The organism is Paenibacillus paeoniae, from assembly GCF_003388735.1.
Lineage (GTDB): Bacteria > Bacillota > Bacilli > Paenibacillales > Paenibacillaceae > Pristimantibacillus > Pristimantibacillus paeoniae.
Genome location: NZ_QUBQ01000002.1, coordinates 691,345 through 714,861, shown reverse-complemented (window position 1 = coordinate 714,861; position 23,517 = coordinate 691,345). Strand labels below are relative to the sequence as shown.

Genomic DNA, 23,517 nt, shown 5'->3' with positions numbered 1-23,517 from the left:
AGTGATCCGAATCGTAATTGCTGAAGATCAGAAGCTGCTTAGAGGGACACTTAGGTCGCTATTATCCCTGGAAGACGATATCGAAGTAGTAGGGGAAGCGGAGGATGGGATAGAAGCTTTGGAGGTCATTCGGGGATGCGAGCCCGATCTCTGTCTGCTGGACATTGAGATTCCGTTTCTATCCGGTCTCGAAATTGCGGAGAAGTTGAAGCAAGAGGGAGCTGCATCCAAGATTATTATGGTTACCACCTTCGCTCGTCCCGGGTTTTTGCAAAAGGCCAGAGATTTGAAGGTAGAGGGCTATTTGCTCAAGGATGAACCGATTGAATGTCTAATCGATGCGATACGGAAGGTCATGAGTGGCGGGCATGTCATTAGTAAGGAGCTGGCAACGGCTCTTTTTGTGAAAGAAGAGAATCCGCTGACCGATAGAGAAAGCGATGTACTCCGGCTGTCCAGAGCGGGAATGTCCACGAGCGAGATAGCGAAGCAGCTTTATTTGACCAATGGCACAGTCCGCAATTATTTGTCTACAGCTATTCAGAAGCTGGGGGTAGAGACGAGACAACAGGCGACAGAGAAGGCGCATGAACGTGGATGGATTTAGAATAGAGCAGACAAGGCCGGCACCCTCTGATGGGTTGCCGGCCTTGTGCATGTAGAGAAATGACAGGGTTTTGCAGTGATCCGAATTATAGAAGTGGCGGAGGTACTAACCGAAGTTCCTCTTCTGTCGTCAGATTGCGTTCCAGCGATTCTTTGCGCAATGCAAGATAAAGCTCCGCTTTCGTAGCATTAATATAAGGCAGTACGAACAAAACACCTATGCCGCAAGCCAGTAGGCCTAGGAATATCCAGCCAAGAAAGCTGAGATCCAATACAAAGATGCGGAACTTATGCCCTCTAGTCATTTGATTGCTCAAATCAACGGCTCGCTTGTATCCGATATTCGGGTTGTTCGCCAGTATGAACGGAACCATGCTATAGGCGTAGGATTTCACGATGCCTGGAATAATGAGCAACAGATACCATAGGAAATTAAGGAACCCTCGCCAAAGCATCGCCACTACAATATCCATGTAACGCTGCCCATTGAACGCATAACCCAGATGATTGAGGTTTACATCCTGTTCCGCAGCTCCTTTGAAATACTTCATTGAACCCACTTCAAGAGGACACCCTACGAAAATTCTGAACGCTAGCGCGAGTAGAATGATAAAGATGAATACACCAGTTAAGAGGGCAAGAATAGGTGCTAATAACCCCCAGTCAAGTCCGGCTTGAGAATCAAACGATGAGTCCGACGATCCGAAATTGAAGTTTAAATCAGGCGCATTAATTCCTCCGCCCACAAAGGCTAGAATAAGGCTGACCAGAAAAGCTTTCCAATACGATGTTCTAAGCACATATTTGGCATTAGCCTTTAATTCCTTGCGTTCCCACATGGTTGTTCCTCCCTTTGTCCACTATATCTTTTATCGTACGAAATGCCTTGCGGTTATAGTCCATTTAAATGCAAGGTCAACCGTCATGAAGAGACTATACCGCTATGAAGCGGTATAGTCTTATTCTTTACTCTATGATGTGCCGCAGGACCTTCCATTCCGTAGCTGGCGGCTGAATGATGAATTTGGAGAGATGTCCGTCACGATCTTCAATCGCTAACAATAATCCGTCCGGGACGGGAAGAATATGATGGATTTCGCCATCCTGTACAAGGTCCCCTGCCATAGCACTTAATACAGGAATTAAACTGTTTTCCAGCCAGGTCCTCTCATGAAACCATCTTGGTGGCGGCAACGGGGGAGGATATCCACCCAGCGGCGCGCCTAGCTGCATAGCCAGTTCCTTGGGGGTGCTGGATAACGAGCGGTCTTCTCCGATCGCAGCAACGAAACGAAGGCAAAGCTCCACGGTTGCTAGAATTTCTTCATAGGCCAATGAAGCATTCGGATAACGGATTTCAACGGTTCCCATATCGAACCAGGCAGCCGTATTGATGCCGCATCGATGAGATTGAGGACGTCCGAATAGACGGACGGATTCCTCCTCAGGCGAGGTCTCGTAGCGATCTCGCATCTCCTGCGTGACAGGCGGACAGAAGATCAAGCGATGAGGACTCGTTGCGAGCAGCTTTTGAATGGCATCCTGATATTGAAGTGCTGCATTCAGCAGTGGAGGGACGATATTTTGTCCCCATGGCTTCAGTCCAACATGGACATGAAGGCCGCAGCTCCAATTCACTGTCGCACCTTGCGCTTGAAGACGATTCAGCATGATGCCGATTTGCTCCCGCTCTGCCCATAGCAATGGGGGAGGCTTCAGTTCGCTGCCAGACTCCAGACCGCTCTCATCCAACTGCCGCTCATCCAGCGACATGATCCAGCCAGGCAACAGCTCTAGCTGCTCGGGCTGGCCCCCTGCAAATTCGATTTCTACACCAAAGGTTAAGTTTTTCCAGTCTACTAATTTAGGCCACATGTTCGTCATCCTCTCGATTCTGTTTAGGTTAGTTGGCGCGTATGAAGCGAGAGGTGGCGGGGCACGGGCTTACCAAGGGATTTTCTCTTTGAGCATGGAATTCCTCCTGTGGTCGTTTTATGGTGATTATATACAATTTTGGTTGTACGGCACAATATATGATTCTACTTGTACTCAAGCGAAAACGTTGCGTATTTACGAAAAAAGTGAGCTTAATGGTCTTCTTCATCTTTACATGATCTAAAAAATTCAGCTATCGATCTAAATTATCCCACCTGTCTACGGGCAGCACATCCTACTATGATAAATGTAAGCGTTTTCGTTTGTTTGTGCTATTGATTACGGAAATGGACGAAGACGCTGTCTCGTTTACCCATTATGCGGGAAAGGAGGAGCAGGCAAGCAGCAATGGCATGATTCCGTTTTGAGCCGATTGATACTACACAACAATTGGAGGGAATTAATTTGAAGAAATGGATAGCTATAATTGCAACATTAGCGCTTCTTGTCAGTACGTATGCCGTGTCTCCCGACCGCTCCGAAGCGGCACCGCCGCCTTCGACCGCCAATCAGACGATATTTGGGCCGAACGTTTATGTTTTTGATCCATCGATGCCGGCAGCCGACATTCAAGCCGTTACGAGTGCTGTGTTTAATGAACAGGAAAGTAATGAGTTCAGCAATCAGAGATATGCGCTTCTCTTCAAGCCGGGCACGTACAACATTGATATGAAAGTAGGCTTTTTCACTCATGTAGCGGGGCTCGGGCAAAATCCTGGGCAGGTGAATCTGACAGGCGGCGCACTTAATGTAGACGCCAAGTGGGATAACGGCAACGCTACACGCAACTTCTGGCGGGCGATTGAGAACTTGTCGATCACCCCGGCAAGCGGCATGACGCGTATCGCTGTATCGCAGGCAGCGCCGCTGCGCCGGCTGAACATTAACGGCGAGCTTCAATTGTTCGACTTCGATAATAACTGGAACGCAGGCTGGGCGAGCGGCGGATTGCTGGCTGATTCCGTGGTCAACGGCACTATCGTTCCGGGCTCTCAGCAGCAGTGGTTCTCGCGCAACAGCCAATACGGCAACTGGACGAACGGCGTATGGAATATGGTATTCGTCGGAGATACGAATCCACCGACTGGTCAGTTCCCAGACCCTCCGTATACGGTCGTCGACGAGGCGCCGGTTCTACGGGAGAAGCCATATCTGTATGTTGATGGTTCAGGACAATATCGCGTATTCGTGCCTTCCCTGCAGCATGATCGGAAGGGCGTCAGCTGGGTGGGCGGCTCCACGTCAGGCGAATCGCTATCGATCGATACGTTCCATATTGCACGTCCGGAGACTGCGACATCTGCCAATATCAATGCGGCGCTGAGCCAAGGGAAAAACTTGATCTTTACCCCGGGCATTTATCATTTGAGCGAAACGATTCAAGTGAACCGGGCCAATACGGTTGTGCTCGGCATTGGATTGCCTACGATCATTCCTACCAACGGTCAAGTGACGATGAAGGTCGCGGATGTAGATGGAGTGAAGGTAGCGGGTCTTGTATTGGACGCAGGTCCGGTTAATTCCACTTCCTTGCTGGAAGTTGGCCCAAGCGGCAGCAATGGCAATCATGCCGCCAATCCGACGTCGCTACATGATCTGTTCTTCCGGATCGGCGGAGCAGCCATTGGCAAAAACGACGCGAGTTTAATAATAAACAGCAACCATGTTATCGGCGATCACTTCTGGATCTGGCGCGCCGACCATGGCGCAGGTGTAGGCTGGACGGAGAATATATCGAAGAATGGTCTGATCGTGAACGGTAATCAGGTTACGATCTACGGCCTGTTCAACGAGCATCATCATGAATACCAGACCTTATGGAACGGCAATGGCGGACGGGTCTACTTCTATCAATCCGAGATTCCTTATGATGTGCCGAGTCAGGCCGGATGGATGAGTCAGAACGGAACAGTGAACGGCTACGCCTCCTATAAGGTGGCCGACCATGTTACAGACCATGAGGTATGGGGACTTGGCGTTTATTCCTTCTTCAGAGATGCGCCTGTGAAGCTGGAGAGCGGTATTGAAGTGCCGGATACGGCGGGCGTCAAGGTTCATCATGCGACGTCGATATGGCTCGCGGGCACCCCAGGCAGTGAAATTACGCATGTTATCAATAAGCTGGGAGGCCGCGTCTATGCTAACTCGCCTGCTGAGGGCATGAGGCAGACGGTGAACGAATTTATCGGTACGGGTACAGGCGGACCGGGAGTTCCCGGAGGACCGGAGACTGCGCTGGATCGTACGGGCTGGACGGCATCATCTTCACCTTCAAGTGGCGATGTAGCGGCAAATCTGTTGGATGGCAGCATGGCAACACGCTGGAGCGCAGGCACAGCGATGGCACCGGGACAGTCGCTGACGATCGACATGAAAGCGGCCAAGAGCTTCAATAAAGTCGTCATGAACTCTACAGGCAGCAATGACGACTACGCTCGCGGCTACGATATTTATGTATCGAGCGACGGTGTAAATTATGGCAGTGCGGTAGCAAGCGGAACAGGCAGCGGACCGATTGTGGATGCTGCCTTCCCCGTACAGTCGGCACGCTATATCAAGATCGTACAGACCGGTACAGCTTCCAACTGGTGGTCGATCCGGGAGCTGAACGTGTATACAAACGGCAACGGAGGCAACAATGGCGGAGGTACTGGTGCGGAGTTGTCGCGAAGCGGCTGGGTTGCAGCTTCATCGCCGTCGAGCGGAGACGTTGCGGCCAATTTGCTTGACGGTAACATGGCGACACGCTGGAGTACAGGCGCAGCGATGGCACCAGGCCAATCACTGACGATTGACATGGGCTCTTCGCAAAGCTTCAGCAAGATTGTTATGGACTCTACAGGCAGCAATGACGACTACGCGCGTGGCTATGAGGTGTACGTCTCGCAAGATGGCGTGACCTATGGCAGCGCCATTGCGAGCGGCACGGGGGACGGCCCAGTGGTGACGGCCCAATTCTCGCAGACGAACGCGAGATATATCAAAGTTGTACAGACGGGAACGGTATCCAACTGGTGGTCCATTCGCGAGTTCAAAGTATACAACTAGCAGCCAGTGAACACGGGGCCGGGGAATTTTTCCTCGGTCTCGTTGCTTTAAGAGGATATGCATAAGACAAGGGAGGATACGAAAATGATAGGGAAGCCCATGATAAAGACTCGCAGAACAGTCTCAATATGGACGTTGCTATGTCTACTGGTAAGCTGCTTGACCCTTACTCCGGCAGCGGCGGCACCCGAGCCTTATTTGTTATCCCAGAATAGGCCCGCTTATGCCTCTACTTCATTGGGGGCGAACGGCCCTGAGCTGGCCGTGGACGGCAATCCTACAGACACCCGTTGGGAGACGCAGTTTGGCCAAAACAATCAATGGATGTATGTGGATCTTGGAGCGGTAGCTTCGATTTCCCGAATACTTATTAAATGGGAAGGTGCTTATGCGAAGCATTTTCGCGTAGAAGTATCCAATGACGAATATACATGGACACCGATCTATACCAATACGAATTTTGGCGGGGGGACGACAGATGTAGCGGTGAGCGGCATCGGCCGCTATGTCCGGCTTTATGTGGTAGAACGTGCGCTGACGAGCTACGGCGTGTCGGTCTATGAATTTGAAGTGTATGGCACAGGCGGCGTCAACGCGCCTCCGAAGCCCCCGGTCGCCAATATTGCGCTGAACAAGCCGGCAGTCTCCTCCTCCGAGCAGAATGACGCCTGGTACCTGCAGCCCAAAGATTACGAGACGCGGAATGTGACGGACGGCAACCGCTCTACGCGCTGGTCTTCGCTGCACTCGGACCCGCAGTGGGTGTATGTCGATCTCGGAGGAACCACCACGATTGGCAAGGTGATCCTGCGCTGGGAAGCGGCCTTCGGCAGAGCTTATGATATTCAAGTATCGAATGACGCAAGCAACTGGACTACCGTCTATCGCGAGCTGCACGGCTCCGGAGGTACGGATGAAATATCGCTATATGCGGAGGGGAGATATGTTAGATTACTCGGCATCGGCAGGGGCACCGGATTCGGTTATTCCTTGTTCGAATTTGAGGTATTTCCTTATCGCGCCGGAGATCTGCAGCCCATCTACTCCATCCCGGTCATCCCGGCCATCTCTCGCGTGACGGTCGGCAGCGGCAGCTATGAAATCAACGATATCCGGCAGCTTGAGCCTCTGTATCCGCGCAATCGGACCGCCAATATCCAATCGCCCATTCCATCCAATGACTGGTGGCAAAATCTGCTCGTGGAGCATTTGGGCAATGGTACAGGAATTATCACTCTGCCGCTTAAGAGCAAATATACGAAAAACGGCTTGGGCTTGATGAATCCCGGAGCGGGCTTCATTAACGGCGACGGCGGTGCGGTCAATGCCGACGGACCGCCCGATCTCTTCGTTATGGCAAGCAACATCACCGATATGAGTACGATTGAGAGCAAGGTCGACGGCTACGGTGACTACTCCGTTGACGTCATTCTAAGTGACGACAACTCTCCTAAGATGCGTTCTACACTAGTAAAGGGCTCACCGTACACCTATCACACCTTTTCTAATCCTTCCAGCGTGGAGTTGTATTCTCCTGGCATTACCAGACTTTTTAATCGCAACAATGAGACCATTACGCTTGCGGATGGCCAGAGCATAACGGGAGACCATCTCGGTCTGGAGATTACGAATACGGATGGAGCATCGCCGCCGCAAACCTTCCTACGGCCCTACGGCGTGTTCGCGCCGCCAGGCACCATATTTACGAAGGCTGGGAACAAGCTCAAGATTGGGCTGGGCAGCGGGCAGAACTATATGTCCATCGCGGCTTTGCCAACCAGTACAGATTTGAATCTGTTTTACCAGCACGGCTATGCTTTCATAACCGATACGCTCGTCAGTTACAACTATGACATGCCGCAGGCATCAGTCACAACGACATTCCAATCAGTGACGGAGGTCAAACGAGGCGGATTCTCCGGGGATACGCTTATGGCTATGCTGCCGCATCAGTGGAAGGCGTCGAACGCATCCGCGACGGGGAGGACCTATCCCTCGATAAGAGGAACGCTTAGGGTGCATGAAGGCAATGCCTTTACGACTGTTGATCGATTTAACGGGATATTGCCTCAGTTCGCCGAGCCGAATAACGCTGCTTATTCAAGGGACAGCTTGAGCACTTATCTGACAGTTCTGGAGAATGAACTGAACAATGAAGGCGGCCTAATGAACCAAGACCCTTATTGGCAGGGCAAAGTGCTGCATCCTGCAGCGCTGGCGGCTATGATCAGCGACAGCATGGGCGATACGGAGCGTAGAGATTTTTTCCTTGGCAAGCTGCGGAAGGTGCTCGTTGATTGGTATACCTACTCGGAGGAAGATGCGCTTCACACGTATTATTTCCACTATTCGCCGGACTGGGGTTCGATTTTCCCTTGGGCAGCGGGATGGGGCATCAATACAGGACTGACCGACCATCATTATACGTATGGTTATTTCGTCTATGCGTCTGCGATACTGGCGGCTTTTGATCCCTCTTTTGAACGTGAATACGGAGGGATGGTTGAGCATTTGATTCGAGACTATGCCAACCCGTCCAGAACGGACAGCATGTATCCTTGGTTTCGCAGTTTTGATCCCTATGAAGGACATTCATGGGCGGGCGCTTATGCGGACAATAACAACGGCAATAATCAGGAAGCGGCGGGCGAGGCGTTGAATGGCTGGGCAGGGCTTTATCTGTGGGGAGTGGTAACAGGAAATGATGCATACCGGGATGCCGGAGCATGGGGCTTCACGACGGAGCTGAAGGCGATCGAGCAATACTGGTTCAATTATGACGGCGATAACTGGATACCGGAGTATGAGCATGGCGTCGCGGGCCAAGTATGGGGAAGCGCTTATCTGTACGGGACCTACTTCTCTGGCGCTCCCGAAAATATTTACGGTATTCACTGGCTGCCGACTGCGGAGTGGATGAGCTACTACGGCAAGGAACCGCAGAAGGCAGCGATGCTGTATGGCGCGTTCCTTCAGGATAATGACGGGCCGGAAGAGGGCTGGGAGCATATCATATGGCCTTATCAGGCGCTTAGCGATCCGGGAGCGGTCATTGCCAAATGGAATCCGGGCGTTATGCAGCAAAATGAAGTATTTAATGCCTACTGGTTCATTCATAACATGGAGAGCTACGGACATCGTACGACCGATGTCTGGGCCGACAACTGGTCTTCGGTCGGCGTATACAAGAAGGGCAATCTGTATACGGCGCAAGTCTGGAATCCAACATCGGCGCCTATCACCGTACAGTTCCGCAATGCGTCCGGTGTGACTGGTTCAGTGGTCGTCGATCCGTTAAGTCTGATCAAGACAAATCCGATGGAGCATACAGGAGAGAATGGTCCTGGTGGTCCCGTAGGAGGGGAGACCGCTCTGAACCGCACCGGCTGGACGGCCTCTTCATCTCCTTCGAGCGGCGATGAGGCTCTGAATCTGCTGGACGGAAGCATGCAGACGCGCTGGAGCGCAGGTACAGCGATGGCTCCGGGCCAATCGCTAATCATCGATATGAAGGCGGCGAAGAGCTTCAACAAGATCGTCATGGATTCCACAGGGAGCAATGACGATTATGCTCGCAGCTACGAGGTCTATGTATCGAATGACGGCGTGAACTATGGCAGTGCGGTCGTCAGCGGTACAGGCAGCGGCCCGGTTGTGGCAGCCGTCTTCCCTGTACAGTCAGCACGCTATATCAAGATTGTGCAGACCGGAACGGCGTCCAACTGGTGGTCGATCAGGGAGCTGAACGTGTATACGAATGGCAGCGGAGGCAACAATGGCGGCAGTTCAGGCGCTGAATTGTCTCGTTCCGGATGGGCAGCAGCTTCATCGCCATCAAGCGGCGATGCTGCGGTCAATCTGCTCGACGGAGATATGTCGACTCGCTGGAGCACAGGAGCGGCGATGGCTCCGGGCCAATCGCTGACGGTCGATATGGGTTCCCCGCAACGTTTCAGCAAGATTATTATGGACTCCACAGGCAGTAATGATGACTTTGCTAGAGGATACGAGTTGTATGTGTCGCAAGATGGCGTGAGCTATGGCAACGTCATTGCGAGCGGCCTAGGAAGCGGGCCGCTTGTAACCGTACAATTCCCGCAAATGGGGGCACGGTATATCAAGATTGTGCAGACGGGAACAGCATCCAACTGGTGGTCGATTAGGGAATTTAAGGTGTACAACTAATGGGACTTGTTATATTCTGAGAATAATACGAGAAAAAGGCAGGGGTTGCGTTTTTGCAATCCCTGCAACGGTTGGGGGAGAGAGTAACTGGAGAAAGCCAATGTTGCGGTGAGATGGGCTGGGGTCATAGATGCAGCAGGACTGGCTGCTCTGAACGATGATTTCAATGGGGAATTGCGTAGAGTTGCAGACATTGAACAGAGTCTCCTTGAAGGGAGTGAGCTGGTGGCGGTTGTCGTAGTGAAGGGGGAACTGGTTGGTTTCGCATGTGCTCAAATCTTTCGATCGTTCTGCTATAGTCATGCCCAAGGCGAAATAACCGAAATGTACATGAAAGAAAACTTCCGAGGCAATGGACACGCAAAGATGTTGCTCGCATTTTTGGAGACAGAGCTGTATGAGCAGGGGGTTGAAGAAGTGAAGATTATAACCGGTAAATCTAATGTACATGCGCAAAAATTTTATGAACGGTCGAAGTATGTCCCGAAAGAATATATTGCCTTTCAGAAAAACCGGCAAGAGCAAATGTAGGACGATGATGAATGAAGGTTATTTGGTCTAATGTAAAGCCCGCATGCTGCTGGAGCATAGAAAGGGGATATCCATGGAAGATAAAATACGCGAGCTGTTAAGCTATTATTTTAAGGACTATTCCCATTGCAAGGTGGAGCCGGTGCCCTTCGGGCTTACGAATCTGACTCAATTGATTGAAGTTAATGATGTGAAGTATATCGCCCGAATCTATAATCGCTATACCAAAAACAAAGAAAGCCTGGAGCTGGAGGCGAGAGTTACTTCCTATCTGAATCATGCCAACCTTTCCTTCCAGGTGCCGGCTTTCCTGTCTACCAACAAAGGGGATGAGTATGTACAGTTGCCCGACGGAACGCTTGGCGCAATGGTTTCCTTTATCGAGGGGAGCGTGCCGCCGCTATCTGAGGAGAGGCATGCAGCCGAATTTGGGCGTGTGGTCGGCGAAATCTCCGCTGTGCTCAGTACCGTTGCAACCGAGAAGCTCGCCTATAAGGGACAACCCTTCTCCCGTTTCTACAGCCTGCATCCGCTTGCAGATTGGGATAGGATCCAATCATTTTTCGAACAGCCGCCCTTTCCGATAGATGACGCAGACTTGGCATTCTATACAGAAATGGTAGTGTCGGTACAATCATCCCCGTCTATCTTGAACGAATTGCCTTCGCAATTAGTGCATCATGATTTGCTTATATTCAACCTATTGGCAAAGGATCACTCAATTTGCGGGGTATTGGACTTTGACTTTATCGCAATGGATGTCAGGTGCATGGAGCTTGCGATCTGTCTGAATCATGTTCTGCAGGAGTCGGATGGTTCCTGGCGGTTGCTGGAGGCTTTCGTTAAGAGCTACTCCATATTCTGCAGAAGCTCCTCTCAAGAGATTGCCCAGCTTCGCTACATGACTCGAATCTACCATATTGCGGTTCTTCATATTTACATTGGCCAGCATTATGCAGGGAGCAATGTTGAACCCAATTTCACTTATATGATGCGTCAGTTCCGTGATAGAGATCGCTGGCTCGGAGAGAATGACCAGTCTTTCAAGACGTTGCTGGAGACTTATTTGCTCTAAGAAGCGGAGGGGTGAAAATCAATAAATTAATTATTGTACCGGTATTGGTTGGATTGCTGGCAGGCTGTTCTTCAGCTTCAAACTATCAGGATCCTGGAAATCACACAAAATTTCAAACCGATGAAACGAGCGCCACTTTTGTGCAACTGCATGAAGAGAACGAAATACTGCTGACATGGGAATACAGCATACAAAACGTAGGCATAGAAAAAACGAATCCAATGTATCCCACAATACGAATTTATGATGAAGATGTATCTTCCGTCCTAGGTTTTAAACAATACCCGGAGCATGGAATTCAAGCGAATCTTATCGTTTTAGAGCTAGACAATGTCCAAAAAGACGGTCAGTTAATCTCCATCCAGATGGTCGAAGAACAATCAATCGACATGCTAACTGATTTAATTGTAAATAAGAAGGGGTTAGATTGAGCACGAAAGTGAGAACGTACTGGACAGCAGTTGGATTCGTCATGTTTCATATGTAAAAGAATGAGTTCGCAAGCGTTGGTTGGCAAAGATGCTATACTCGGCAGAAGCCTTACGATAAAATGGTGAATGGCAGAGCTAATCTGTTTGCCAAATGCACCATGAAGTGAGGCTTATGTACATGTTCAACTCCAGGCTTCTGTACAAGCTAGTCATTGCAGCTGCTATCGGCGCTGTGTTGTATGCTGTAGTCGTTAACTATATCTATGATCCGTCCGCATCCCGATTTCTCAGTCATAAGATTGATCTGAAGCGTACGCTCCAGCCCCCTATTTGGCTGAATGTCATGTATGTTCATGTCGCTTTCGCTTGTATCGCGTTATTGGCAGGGGCGGTCAACTTTTCAAATGCAGTGCTGAGGAAACACAAGAAGTTCCATCGAATGAATGGATACTTGTATCTGATTGCAATCCTCATTGTAGATATCACGTCGGGCTACATGGCCCCTTATTCTACTGGTGGCAAGGCCACGAGTATTCCGTTCAATCTATTAAATATTGCCTGGCCGATTATTACGGTTATCGCAATATCCAAAATTAGAAAGAAACAGACGAACAGCCATCGGCAGTGGATGGTGCGAAGCTATGTATTTTGCTTTACCAATGCGGTCACTCACCTATCCTTGACGTTGCTCCAGAAAGCATTCAGTCTATCCTTTACGACCAGTTACACGGTCTCGGTCTATATTTCGATTCTGGGATTATGGCTCGTGGCGGAAGTGATCAATCGAACAGTGTTCAAAGAGTCGCCTCAGCTATCATAAGTGGAAGCACCGATAGGGGAGCGTTCGGTCGGAAGCCATCCTATCGCTAAGCAGGAGGTACCGAAGATGATGAATCAAATAGCGAAATACGTGGGCTTGCTAATCGCGATTTTTGGTCTTATGCATCTTTTTACCTATATCTCCAATCTAAGCGCGACAGTTCAGTACCACCCGTTTTTCCCTATAGGAGGAAAGAGGCAGCTGAAGCATTTCGCAGCGGCCGCTGTTCCTGTACTACTGCCGGTTATGTTAGGGCTGTTGCTTGGTGTGATTCGCATTGTTCAACTTCGTGCAAAGCTAGGGAAGTGGAAGTTCAATTGGGCCTTGTTCCTGATCGTTGTGCTCCCGTTGTTGCTGCTCCCAGTACCTGCTATGCTCTTCCGGTTGCATTACAACGTTGCTCCCTTGATTAATGCAGTGGACCAATTGTTACCGGCATCGAGCCCACAGTCTCCATTAAGCCTGGAATCTTTTAGTGTTGCGGTTGGACTGCTCTTCATGTATTGCTTTCAAAAGAAAGACTCATAGAATCAGGTAATGTAAGTTATAAAGGTCGGATAAGGACGGAAGGTCGTCCTATTATCCGGCCTTTTATTGTGGCTCGACATTTACATTTCATTTAAATATCCGTTAAATAGTGCAGGTTTATGGTTGAAATGGCTGAGATCATAGGCGCGATAGCATGTAGGATTAAGTGGATTGATGTTTCTGATTTCAAGAATTGAAAAGAAGGAGGAAGACGATTCATGAAGCTTAGACGCAAATGGACAACATTAGTTGTATCCGCTTTCACGACGGTGGCACTTCTTATGCCGCTAACAGCAATGGCGGAGGAGGCGGCGCCGGAGGTTCTCGGTACGAACTTTGAGGATCACCTCGACAAGAAGGATACGGACCGTTTTTACTCGTCGAATGGATGGGGCAATGGAGGGACTTTCTTAAACGGGTGGAGAGACGACCATGTCGTATTCGAGGACGGCAAGATGAAGCTGCTGCTCGACGATAAGCCTTGTGTGGACGATCAAGCCCTATGCTCTGGTCAGCCCTATGCAGCAGGAGAATATGCGACGACCAAGCGGTACGGTTACGGCAAATTCGAAGTAAGAATGAAAGCGGTTAAAGGAGAAGGTGTTGTAACAGGCTTCTTCACGTATGGCACCGATCCGGACGGCACAGCACATGAGATTGACGTTGAGATTTTGGGCAAAGACACAACAAAGCTGGAAACGAACTATTTTACGAAAAGCGTAGGCATGCACTCCACGATAATTCCGCTGGGCTTCGATGCGGCAGATGACTTCCACGATTATGCCTTTGAATGGTCGCCGGATTACATCAAGTGGTATGTGGATGGCAAGCTGGTTCACACCGAGACGGGCGAGAGAGGCACATTGCCTTCTACACCGGGCCATATCATTGCCAATGTGTGGCCGGCAACGAAGACGAACGGTTGGGCGGGTGACTATACGCATCAAGGTCAGACACTAGTTGCCGAGTTCGACCGGATCGCTTATACAAAAGCGGAGCAGCCGCAAGGCGGCGTGCAGTCGGTCGAGCTGCAAGTAGAAGATCCGAACAAACCGCAGATCTACCGCATTGGTCAGACCGAGATGGCACCGCTTCGCTATCTGATGGAGTCCTTGAATGCAAAGATAGAGTGGAACGGTGCGAAACAGGAAATTCACGTTATCGATGAAGCTACAGATACAACGCTGATCTTCAAGGCAGGCTCCAAGTCTGCGACGGTGAATGGTAAAAAAATTACGCTGGCTGAACCTGTTACGCTAAGGAATGGTCATGCATACGTGCCGCTCCAAGCGCTTGCGGATGCCATCGGCGCGAAGATTGACAGGGACGCTCAGAAGCAATTTATTAAGATTTCCAGAAGCTTGGCTTAACTTGCGCTTGTTATCCATCGATTACATTCCATGAAAGAGGTGTGTAGGTATGAACAACAAGGTGATGTCTATCAGAAAAAGAATGACAGTTTGGCTTACGGCTGCTGCAATGCTTGCCGTTTTGCTCCTGCCGAAACCCATATCGGCTGCTGATGTTGCATTTCTTGAACCGCTGAACGGGACGAATCCAAGTATGTTTTACACTTCGGACGGCTGGGCCAATGGCGTCGACTTCGGCGTCGGATGGAAAGCGGTCAACCAGGAATTTTCGAATGGCATTATGGCCTTGCGATTGGATAATGCGGGATGTCCCGCTAGCTGCTCGGGCAAGAGCTACGCCTCAGCCGAATACGCCACAAATGTGAAGTATGGCTATGGCAGAGTGGAAGCGCGGATGAAAGCAGCGAAAGGAACCGGGCTGGTAACGAGTCTCTTTACGTATTCCGGTCAAGCGCCAGGCTCATCCAATGACGAGATCGATATTGAGATTTTGGGCAAAGACACCACCAAGCTGGAGACAAACTACTTCACGAACGGCGTCGGCAATCACAGCACGATCATCGATCTGGGCTTCGATGCTTCGCTTGATTTCCATGATTATGCATTCGAGTGGTCGCCTACCTACATTAAGTGGTACGTAGACGGAACTCTGGTGCATACGGAGAACGGATCAAGAGGCGCGCTGCCGACCAATCCTGGACACATCATGGTTAATCTTTGGTCGGGTTCGGGCCCGGCAGAGATATGGACGGGTAAGTTCAACTATCCGGGAGCGCCGGTTCGCGCTTACTACGACTGGATCAAGTTCACGCCGGCAAGCCAGCTTCCGGCGGACAACGGAACCGGGCTGACAGGCCAATATTACGACAACATGAATTTCACTTCCTTGAAGACAACAAGAGTAGACGCGACGGTAAACTTCAATTGGGGCTACGGAGCGCCGATTTCTTCAATGGGCGCAGACACCTTCTCTGTTCGCTGGACGGGCAAAGTGAAGCCGCAGTATACAGGAACCTATACCTTCCATACGAGTACGGATGACGGTGTCAGATTATGGGTGAACAATCAGCTTATTATCGACAAGTGGATGGATCAGGCAGAAACTGAATGGTCAGGTACTATCTATCTGACGGCTGGTCAGAAGTATGATATCAAGCTGGAGTATTATGATAATACCGAAGATGCCATAGCCAAGCTGTCCTGGTCATCGGCCTCCCAGCCGAAGCAAATTATTCCGCAAAACAGGCTTTATCCGAGCTGATGAAGTGAGTTAAATTCGCATCTGATTGTGTCATAAAGCTGTCCTTGCCCCAGATTGTGGCCGGGGCAGCTGTTCCTGTTAGAAGAGACGAAAGACGGGGGACTTGCGATGCCAGCGATTATGAGGGAAGAAGCTATTCCGAAGGAAAAAGTGATTTTGGACAAAAACTATCCTGTATTCGTCATTGATACGATTGGCGTAACGCATCTGTATCAGAAGCTGCATTGGCATGACGTGCTGGAGATTAATTATATTAAGTCCGGAACGGGCTACTACATGATTAACGGACAGAAGTATGAATTTCAGCAGGGGGATATCCTGCTAATCAATTCCAACGATCTGCACTGTGCCTACGAAAGCAAAGATCTTGTTATGACGGTTATTACATTCGATCCTACCTGGTTCGTCCGCAATCTCAGATTCGACCCTGAGCTGCTTAGCCCATTCCGGGATGTCGGCAAATGTTTTTCGAATTTAATTGACCGCGAGCATCCGTCCATGGGCAAGCTGCGCAGTATTCTGATGGAGCTTCAGCAAGAGCATGAACGGGAGCAGCGCTCTTACGGATCGATTGTCTATTCGCTGCTGCTTCGATTTCTTGCCACCGTTAATCGGGAATGCCGGGCTGTTGGCGCTCTCCTGCAGGAGCCCAGCATTAGTGAGCAGCAACTGGAGAAGATGCGTCAGGTTATAATGACGATGGAGAACAACTTTTCCCACCCCTGGACGCTGGAGGAGCTTGCCGCCTTGGTGTACTTAAGCCCGTCACGCTTCAGCGAAATCTTCAAGCGGGCTGTCGGTATTCCTCCTCTGCTGTACCTCATCCATATTCGGCTGGAGCAGGCGGTGGCGATGCTGGAGGGAGGCGGTATGAAGGTGACCGATGTCGCCATGGAATGCGGCTTCCGCTCGCTCACCAATTTCAATCGGCTATTCAAGAAGCATGTCGGCATGACGCCGAAGGCTTCGCGCAAGCAACCGGTGCAAAACCAGTGAACGCCACTGGTTTTTTTATTTGTCGGATTGATATAAATCGAACAGATTTCCGTATAAATCCTGGAATCCTACACCTCTGCCGCCGGGAACAGATTGTGGTTGTCCATGGAAGTTCACGCCGCGTTCCTTCAAACGCCGGTAATCGGCATCGATATCATCCGATGCGAACATGATATGAACTTGATCGGCAGCCTGTCTTCCGATGAGCGCCTCTCTCTCGGGAGTGTCTGCCTTAACTAATTCAAGTACCGTCTCGTTGTTAGGGCTTGGTGCAACGGTAAGATAGGACCATCCAGGTGAAAATATTTCTTCAGCACAATTGGCATTGGTTTATCTTTCTTACCGATTGCTATTATGTATCTCTTTGATCCAGACGTTATACCTGTTAAACTTAGTATAGTAATAGAGTGACTTGACTACTCATGATTCCACCGACAGAAAACATTCGATAAAATGTTGGGCGCGCCTCGATAAGCGCTGATCTTTCAGCCATAGAATGCCTACTTCGGATTGGAAATCGGCATCGCGTATAGCGAGCATTGTCACAGTTTCCAGAGGAAACGAAGACAGCGTGGATTTCGGGAAGACGGTGGCTCCGATCCCGGCGGCGACGAGCGACATAATAATAGCGACGCTGGAGCATTCGCATATGATCGTAGGCTCGATGCCATGACGTCTGAACTCATTGACCACCTGTTCATGCATGCGCGTGGTCTTGTCCGTCTTTAGTGTCAGCAGAGGATAGGTCGCAAGCTCTTCCATGCTGATGCTTTTGTCCTCGATAGACGGAGCCCACGAAGATGGCATAAGGGCTACGTAGGGATCGGATGGCAGCGGAAGAACCTCTAATTTGCCTGGCAAAATATTCGTTTCGAACGGAAGCCGCGAGATGACCAGCTCTACCGATCGTTTCTCCAGCAGTTGCCCCATAATAAAGTGGTCGCCTTCAGAGATTTTGAAGGTGATTTGAGGATAGGTCTCACGCAGCAGCTGGATTGGCTTCGGCAGAATGGAGACGCAGGATACGACGGCACCGATCGATAGAGTGCCGCGCACGCCGGATTCGATCTCCTTTACTTCCTTTATGGTCTCGTCGAGCTGCAGCAGCAGCTGTTCCGCGCGCTCCTGGAGCACTTCTCCGGCAGCGGTCAGCGTAAGCTGCTTGCGACTGCGCTCGAACAATTGGGTCCCAAGCTCCTCCTCCATCAGCATAAGCTGTCTGCTCAAGGGAGGCTGCTCCATATGCAGCAGTTTTGCTGCGCGTGTAATTTGCTTTTCCTGCGCGATCGCGAGGAAATATTTCAATTGCCGGATGTCCATCGTCATGCTCTCCTTTAACATACTCTAAAGGTATGGATGATGAATAGTTTAGATATTTTATATATACCTCAGAAGATGGTAGTATTCAATCACAATGTATGGAACGAAGGAGTTGGACTCTCATGATTCAAAGCCAATCGATAGCCGTTGAAACGACACTACAGAAGAAAGCAAAGCCGCCGCAGGATGGGCTTGGCTTCGGCATTCATTTCACGGATCATATGTTTATACTGGACTACAGCGTGGAGCAGGAGTGGCATAATCCGCGTATTGTTCCGTACCAGCCGATCGTGTTGGACCCCGCTGCCAAAGTCTTTCATTACGGTCAAACGATCTTCGAAGGGCTGAAGGCATACAAGACCGCTGATGGCCGGATTCGCTTATTCCGCCCTCGCGATAACTTTGCCCGCATGAATCGTTCCAACGATCGTATGAGTGTGCCTGAGCTTGATATTGATACCGCTATTACTGCACTCGAGCGACTGATCGAAGTCGATGCCGATTGGGTTCCGACGGAGCCTGGCACATCGCTCTATATCCGCCCCTATGTGTTCGCTACCCAAGCAACGCTGGGCGTCGCTCCCTCTGAGAACTATCAATTTATTATCATCATGTCTCCGGTGGGAGCGTACTATCCGGAAGGCATGAATCCCGTGAAAATTTACGTAGAGTCCGATTATGTTCGCGCGATGGTCGGTGGTGTGGGTGAGGCGAAGACAGCCGGCAACTATGCCGCAGCTTTGAAATCCCAGCAGATCGCGAAGGAGCAGGGCTATACGCAAGTGCTATGGCTGGACGGCGCAGAGCACAAGTACATTGAAGAAGTCGGCAGCATGAACGTGTTCTTCAAGATCGGCGGCAAGGTCATTACTCCGGCGCTGAATGGCAGCATCTTGGCTGGTATTACGCGCAACTCCGTTCTTCAATTATTGAAGCACTGGGGCATCTCGGTAGAGGAAAGAAGATTGTCCATCGACGAAATTTATGAGGCGGCCGAGCAAGGCTTGCTGGAGGAAGCATTCGGCACAGGAACGGCTGCCGTTATTTCTCCGATTGGCGAAGTGAACTGGGGCGGTCAGAAGCTTGTTATCGGCGAGGGCCGGACAGGCGAGTTGACGAACAAGCTGTACGATACGCTTACGGGCATTCAGTACGGAACGGTAGAGGACCCGTTCGGCTGGACTCGCGAAGTAGGCGCGGGCAAGACTGAATCTGTACGTTAATGAAAAATCACTTCAAGGAGCGGCGGCTTGGAGGGTATAATGGGTATGTAACCATCTTCCACAGATAGGATGAATTCACATGCTCAGGTTGCTCGGCAGAAGTATTCGCGATTTCCGCACTTCCTATACTAAGCTGCTGCTCTTTGAATACTTGTACATGCTGCTTACGAGCGTCATTATCATTCCTGTTATTACGTTTATCTTCAACCGAATATTAACCGTAGTCGGCTCTGGCTCGCTGCTCAACAGCGAGGTATACCGGCTGGGCTACACCTACGAAGGAGTGCTCGGGCTTATCATGATTGGCCTGGTCGCTTCTTTTGCGCTGTTCATCGAATTGTGCGTCCTCGTCATTCTCGTTCAGCAACGGTACTTCGGCAAGCAGGTCAATATCGCGGATGCGCTCTTGACCACGCTGCGCCAGACACCGAGGCTGCTTGGCTTCGGTATTATCCAGTTGTTCGTCTTCCTGCTGATTTTGATCCCCTTTATCGATTCGCCCTTATCGGCTTCTTTTTATGCGCTTTTTAATTTTCCGATCTTCATGCAGAGCAGAGTGCTAGACGCTTCCTATACGATGACCATCGTCTATGTGCTGTTGCTTGCAGTTGTACTTTACACTGTGCTGCGGTGGATATTTGTACTCCATTTTATCGTGCTGGACGGCAAGTCTATTACGGAAGCGATCCGCAGCAGTCAGGCTTTGACACGGGGGAGAAGGCTCCAGCTCTTCTTTTGGCTGTTCGTGCTGAATGCGGTCGTATTCGGCACCGGTTTTCTGGTCATTTCGTCGCTCTCTTATTTGCCGGCGTGGATGGATATGAACGTGCTTAAGGCGTTTTCGAATCACTATTCCTTGACGTTGTCTACGATACTGACTTATATGTTTGCGCTGTTGCTTATGCCGATCAACATCATCTTCTTGACGCGCCTGTTCTATTCTTTTGGCCATACCAAAGGAGGGAAGCCTAAGGATCGCCTGCATATCTATCGGAGCAGGCTGGGCAGGCTGGAGCAGCGAATCGTATCCCTTCTAAAGGGAAGGAAACGGACGAATCTTATCTATGCATCCCTTGCGGTGATCTATATCGGATTGGCTGTATTTGTAGGGATTAGAGCTAATGACAGTCTCGTCTACGCGAAGTGGAATGTACTGATCTCGGCTCATCGCGGCGATGCGGAGAGCGCCCCGGAGAACTCGATTCCTTCCATTATCGCTGCGATCGACAAGGGGATTCAGTCGGTAGAAGTAGACGTGCAATTGACCAAAGACGGCATAGCCGTGCTGCATCATGATTATAATCTGCGCCGGATGGCTGGCGTGTCCCACCGCGTGTCCGACCTGACCTACGAGGAGCTAAGCCGCCTCGCTATCGGGCAGGATGAGCACATGGAATCCATCCCTATCCCGACGCTGGCTTACGCGCTGGCGGAGGCGCAAGGACGCATTAAGCTGCTGCTTGACTTGAAGCCTTACGGGCCGGGCGACGAGCTTGTCAGGGAGGTAGTCAGTCTGGTCCAGGCTTATGGGATGGAGGGGGAGGTCTACATCCAGTCCTTTGATAGCTACTCGCTGAAGCTGATTCGAGAGCTTGCGCCGGATATTAAGATCGGCCAGATCTTATATTTTGCGCTGGGCAATCTGTCCGCGCTGGACGTAGACTTCTACACGATTGAGCAAGTCATGCTGACGGATCAACTGGTAAAGCAAGCGCATGCCTCCGGACGCGAGGTGTGGGTGTGGACGGTCAACACGAGGCGCAATATGAAGGAAGTGTTGAAATTCCAGATCGATGGCATCATTACCGACTATCCTGTGATGGCGCAGTCGATAGTGGAGTTTAACTTGTGACAACAATGGCCGCTTCCTGATCGATCAGGAAGCGGCCATTTGCCTTTATAAAAGGATATTGCTTTGAGTAGTCTCGGATTAGAAGTCAAAGTTGTCAGGGTCTGGACCCACGCGGCGATTCTCGTTCAGCGCGTCAATGCGCTCCATATCTTCAGGGCTCAGCTCGAAGTCAAAGATGGAGGCATTTTCGATGATGCGATGCTCCTTGATCGATTTTGGAATCGTGACGATGCCATGTTGTACATCCCAGCGCAAAATAACTTGCGCCACCGACTTGCCGTATTTCGCTCCGATTTCCGACAATACTTCGTTACCCAGCAGCTCACCTTGCATAAGCGGCGACCATGCCTCGAGCTGAATGCCCTGCTCTCTCGTAAAGTTCAGCAGTTCCTTCTGTGTTAGACGCGGATGAAGCTCCACTTGATTGACCATCGGCTTGATCTTTGCATCAGCTATCACATCCTGAAGATGATGGATCTGGAAGTTGCTGACGCCGATGGCTTTCACTTTGCCAGCTTCATATAGGGTCTCTAGAGCTCTCCATGCGTCTTTATATTTACCTTGTACAGGCCAGTGAATGAGGTAGAGATCAAGGTAGTCGAGCCCAAGCTTCTGAAGGCTCGTCTCGTAAGCGGCCAAGGTTGCTTCGTAACCCAGATCTGCATTCCACACCTTGGATGTCACGAAGATGTCTTCTCTAGTCAGATGGTTTTCTGCCAACGCTTCTTGGATGCCTTGGCCTACGGTTTGTTCGTTGCCATAGATCGCAGCTGTATCGATGCTTCGGTAGCCATTCGCGATAGCTGCCTTCACCGCTTGAACGACCGTCGGACCTTCTTCCACCTTAAATACGCCAAGTCCAAAGCCCGGCATAGCTACGCCATTGTGCAAAGTAACAGTATCTTGCAAATGATTCAACATCATGATAGTCCTCCAATAGGGTTTAGTTGGTTAAAAGTAATGATAGATAGGGTGATTTGTTAGCTTTACGCTACTTGTTGGGATGCAGACACAGTGCCTTCATCCCGTTTGTCCAGCACACGGGCCCAGCCCGTCAGCAAGACGGCGGCTCCCACCATGATGGCTCCGATCCATGTAGTATGGATCAAGCCGATGGAATCGGTAATGATGCCCCCCAAGTAAGCGCCGATTGCAATACCGGCGTTAAAGGCGGCGATATTGACTGCGGAAGCTACGTCTTTCCCTTCCGGGGCGAATCGCTCGGCGAGCATCACGACATATACTTGCAGCCCGGGAACGTTCATAAAGGCGAACAAGCCCATAAAAAATATGGTGATCAGCCCGGCGACCTTGTATGGTGCGGTAAATGCCAGGATAACCAGAACGACCGCCTGAATGGCGAACATATAGAATAGCGCTTGAGTCGGCTTGCGGTTGGCCGCTTTGCCACCGATGATGTTGCCGATGGCAATGGCGATACCGTACAGCAGCAGTAAAACAGCCACAGTCCCCTCGTTGAATCCTGTAATATCATGAAGCAGAGGAGATAAATAGGTAAAGACGACAAACGTTCCTCCGTAGCCTAACGCTGTAATTGCAAAGGCAAGGAGCAGCCGACCATTCGTCACCAGCTTCCATTGGTCTCCGAGACGAACTTTAACCCCTTTCTGAAGGTTGGAAGGCACTAGCAGCATATTCGCGAAAAGTGCGACCAAGCCGACAGCGACGATTGCGACGAATGCGGCGCGCCAGCCAAGCTGCTGGCCGATGAAGGTGCCGAGCGGCACGCCGGTTACGGTGGCGATGGTCAGGCCAGAGAACATAATGGAAATCGCGCTTGCCCGGCGGTTCTCCGGCACGAGATCCGCAGCGATCGTGGAGCCGATCGACATAAAAACACCATGCGACAGCGCCGATATGATGCGGGCAGTCAGCAGGACAGCCACGCTGCCTGCGAAGGCAGCGAGTATATTCCCTGCGATAAATACGATCATAATCCAGAAGAGCAGCGTCTTCCGTGGAACCTGAGAGGTCATGGACGTGAGCACCGGTGCTCCGAACATGACGCCCAGCGCATATAGGGTCACGGTTAGACCAGCGGTGGTAACGGATATATGAAGGTCATCGGCAATGAGCGGAAGCAGTCCCACGCTGATAAACTCGGTTGTTCCGATTGCAAAGGCGCTGACAGCCAAAGCGAGCAGCGCCAGCGTACTTCTTTTTTTGTCTGTTGTCATGAGTCGACCCCTTCTCTGTCGTATTGTGATATCCGGCCGGTAAGTGCTATTATCAATGACACAGACCAAATTGAACAGTACGTACTTTTAAGTAATATAGGCACTGAAAAGTACCCATAGCGTATGGCAAGGAGGAAG

Annotated in this window: 19 protein-coding genes; 13 read left to right on the top strand and 6 right to left on the bottom strand. The window is 50.6% G+C overall.

Annotated elements, in window-relative coordinates; all coding sequences use genetic code 11:
• The first annotated feature begins 1 nt into the window (after nt 1).
• On the top strand, nt 2-607 hold the full coding sequence (locus tag DX130_RS15445) for a response regulator transcription factor (protein WP_116046829.1): 606 nt from the start codon (nt 2-4) through the stop codon (nt 605-607).
• 85 nt (nt 608-692) lie between these two features.
• Here DX130_RS15445 and DX130_RS15440 read toward each other — a convergent pair whose 3' ends face one another.
• The gene (locus DX130_RS15440; protein WP_116046828.1) at nt 693-1,445 is read right to left on the bottom strand and encodes a DUF975 family protein; all 753 of its coding nucleotides are present in this window, start codon (nt 1,443-1,445) and stop codon (nt 693-695) included.
• A 127-nt stretch (nt 1,446-1,572) separates the two neighbouring features.
• On the bottom strand, nt 1,573-2,481 hold the full coding sequence (locus DX130_RS15435) for an amidoligase family protein (RefSeq protein WP_165861304.1): 909 nt from the start codon (nt 2,479-2,481) through the stop codon (nt 1,573-1,575).
• Between the two features lie 465 nt (nt 2,482-2,946).
• Here DX130_RS15435 and DX130_RS15430 point away from each other — a divergent pair, with 465 nt between their 5' ends.
• From DX130_RS15430 to DX130_RS15385, 10 genes are all read left to right on the top strand, one after another.
• The gene (locus DX130_RS15430) at nt 2,947-5,589 is read left to right on the top strand and encodes a discoidin domain-containing protein (RefSeq protein WP_240644525.1); all 2,643 of its coding nucleotides are present in this window, start codon (nt 2,947-2,949) and stop codon (nt 5,587-5,589) included.
• An 84-nt stretch (nt 5,590-5,673) separates the two neighbouring features.
• Nucleotides 5,674-9,774, top strand: a complete 4,101-nt coding sequence (locus tag DX130_RS15425; protein ID WP_116046824.1) for a discoidin domain-containing protein — start codon at nt 5,674-5,676, stop codon at nt 9,772-9,774.
• A 108-nt stretch (nt 9,775-9,882) separates the two neighbouring features.
• Nucleotides 9,883-10,305, top strand: coding sequence for a GNAT family N-acetyltransferase (locus DX130_RS15420; protein WP_116046822.1), 423 nt, complete (start codon nt 9,883-9,885; stop codon nt 10,303-10,305).
• A gap of 73 nt (nt 10,306-10,378) precedes the next feature.
• Nucleotides 10,379-11,380: a phosphotransferase enzyme family protein gene (locus DX130_RS15415; protein WP_165861303.1), complete on the top strand. Its 1,002-nt coding sequence runs from the start codon at nt 10,379-10,381 to the stop codon at nt 11,378-11,380.
• Between the two features lie 11 nt (nt 11,381-11,391).
• Nucleotides 11,392-11,811: a hypothetical protein gene (locus DX130_RS15410; RefSeq protein ID WP_116046819.1), complete on the top strand. Its 420-nt coding sequence runs from the start codon at nt 11,392-11,394 to the stop codon at nt 11,809-11,811.
• A gap of 178 nt (nt 11,812-11,989) precedes the next feature.
• Entirely contained in the window at nt 11,990-12,631 is a 642-nt protein-coding gene (locus DX130_RS15405; protein ID WP_116046817.1) for a DUF2306 domain-containing protein, read from the top strand.
• 66 nt (nt 12,632-12,697) lie between these two features.
• Nucleotides 12,698-13,159, top strand: a complete 462-nt coding sequence (locus DX130_RS15400; protein WP_116046816.1) for a hypothetical protein — start codon at nt 12,698-12,700, stop codon at nt 13,157-13,159.
• Nucleotides 13,160-13,377: 218 nt separating this feature from the next.
• Nucleotides 13,378-14,529, top strand: coding sequence for a family 16 glycosylhydrolase (locus DX130_RS15395; protein ID WP_116046814.1), 1,152 nt, complete (start codon nt 13,378-13,380; stop codon nt 14,527-14,529).
• A 49-nt stretch (nt 14,530-14,578) separates the two neighbouring features.
• Nucleotides 14,579-15,790: a beta-glucanase gene (gene bglS / locus DX130_RS26705; RefSeq protein WP_206098827.1), complete on the top strand. Its 1,212-nt coding sequence runs from the start codon at nt 14,579-14,581 to the stop codon at nt 15,788-15,790.
• Between the two features lie 108 nt (nt 15,791-15,898).
• On the top strand, nt 15,899-16,786 hold the full coding sequence (locus DX130_RS15385) for an AraC family transcriptional regulator (RefSeq protein ID WP_116046812.1): 888 nt from the start codon (nt 15,899-15,901) through the stop codon (nt 16,784-16,786).
• A gap of 15 nt (nt 16,787-16,801) precedes the next feature.
• On the opposite strand, the gene DX130_RS15380 is transcribed toward DX130_RS15385, so the two are convergent.
• Both DX130_RS15380 and DX130_RS15375 read right to left on the bottom strand, forming a co-directional pair.
• A complete protein-coding gene (locus DX130_RS15380; protein WP_116046810.1) occupies nt 16,802-17,092 on the bottom strand; it encodes a VOC family protein in 291 nt (96 codons plus the stop codon).
• 114 nt (nt 17,093-17,206) lie between these two features.
• Nucleotides 17,207-18,106: a LysR family transcriptional regulator gene (locus tag DX130_RS15375; RefSeq protein WP_116046808.1), complete on the bottom strand. Its 900-nt coding sequence runs from the start codon at nt 18,104-18,106 to the stop codon at nt 17,207-17,209.
• A gap of 122 nt (nt 18,107-18,228) precedes the next feature.
• On the opposite strand from DX130_RS15375, the gene DX130_RS15370 reads away from it, so the two are divergent.
• Together DX130_RS15370 and DX130_RS15365 are read left to right on the top strand one after the other, a co-directional pair.
• Entirely contained in the window at nt 18,229-19,329 is a 1,101-nt protein-coding gene (locus DX130_RS15370) for a branched-chain amino acid aminotransferase (protein ID WP_116046806.1), read from the top strand.
• A 79-nt stretch (nt 19,330-19,408) separates the two neighbouring features.
• Complete coding sequence (locus DX130_RS15365; RefSeq protein WP_116046804.1) at nt 19,409-21,181, top strand: glycerophosphodiester phosphodiesterase; 1,773 nt, start codon at nt 19,409-19,411, stop codon at nt 21,179-21,181.
• Nucleotides 21,182-21,259: 78 nt separating this feature from the next.
• Here the strand turns inward: DX130_RS15365 and DX130_RS15360 are convergent, their stop codons facing one another.
• Nucleotides 21,260-22,102 (bottom strand): aldo/keto reductase, encoded by an 843-nt coding sequence (locus DX130_RS15360; protein ID WP_116047235.1) that lies wholly within the window; start codon nt 22,100-22,102, stop codon nt 21,260-21,262.
• 65 nt (nt 22,103-22,167) lie between these two features.
• Nucleotides 22,168-23,379, bottom strand: a complete 1,212-nt coding sequence (locus DX130_RS15355) for an MFS transporter (RefSeq protein ID WP_116046803.1) — start codon at nt 23,377-23,379, stop codon at nt 22,168-22,170.
• Nucleotides 23,380-23,517 lie beyond the last annotated feature (138 nt).